At 65.1% G+C, this 1042-nt stretch carries 1 protein-coding gene; it reads left to right on the top strand.

The genetic code is table 11. From position 1 onward, the window contains the following. Positions 1-190: 190 nt before the first annotated feature. Positions 191-1042 (top strand): IS110 family RNA-guided transposase (locus AC1DVR_RS23515; RefSeq protein ID WP_478003047.1); only part of this gene is annotated, 852 nt, incomplete at its 3' end.

A 1042-nucleotide genomic window follows, 5' to 3' on the forward strand; every position in this document is an offset into this window, starting at 1 on the left:
ATTGCCCATCCTTGTCTCTTGGCGATCTGCGACAATGGAGGTTGCAGACGAGACCCCGGTCCATCCTTGGGTGCCTGAGCCCGTCCGGTAGCTTGGGGCTCGTCTGCGTTTTCGCGTTCAAACCTGAACAGTTGCCTGGGGCGCTGCGCCAACAGACGACCCCGCAGATCAAGGACAGGCCGCCATGACTTTGCCACGGGATTTCATCGGTGTCGACGTTTCGAAGGATTGGCTCGACACCTTCTCGCTCAGCTCCGGTCGGCATGACCGGATTGCCAATACAGAACAGGACCTTGCCCGCTTCGCCCGCCAGGCCGCGGGCTGTTTTGTCGTCTTTGAGGCGTCAGGCGGCTACGAGCGCGCCTTGACTGCGGCGCTCGTCAAGGCGGCGGTCGTGCATGCCCGAGTCAATCCGCGCCAGGCGAGGGAATTTGCGCGGGCAACCGGGCGGCTGGCCAAGACGGACCGGGTCGATGCGGAGATCCTTGCCCTGATGGGCCGGGCTCTGGAGTTGAAACCGACACCGCCCGAGGACAAGGATCGCGCCCGGCTCGCGGAACTGGTGGCGCGCCGGGACGATCTGATCGGCATGATCGGACGGGAAAGAAACCGCGCGCACATGGCGCGCGATCCCTGGATCTCGTCAGAAATCGCTATGCTTCTCAACGTCTTGGCAAAGCATCTTGCCGATGTGGAGGGCGCAATCGCCGCCCTGATCGAAAGCCGGGACGCTCTGGCCAGCGCCAGCCGCCGTTTGAGATCGGCCCCCGGGATTGGCCCGACCTTGGCCGCTGTGATCCTCGCCCGCCTGCCAGAGCTTGGACAGCTCGATCACCGGCGCATCGCGGCCCTGGCCGGGATGGCACCCCACGCCCGCGATTCAGGCACCCTGCGCGGCAAACGCCGCATCTGGGGCGGGCGACCCGCCATCAGACGCAGCCTCTACCTGGCCGGCCTCATCGCCTCACGCCACGATCCGAACATCAAAGCCTTCAGAGCACGACTCGCCGCCGCCGGAAAACCGACAAAAGTCGCCATCATC

Source organism: Rhodobacter sp. P2_H5 (genome assembly GCF_056403335.1).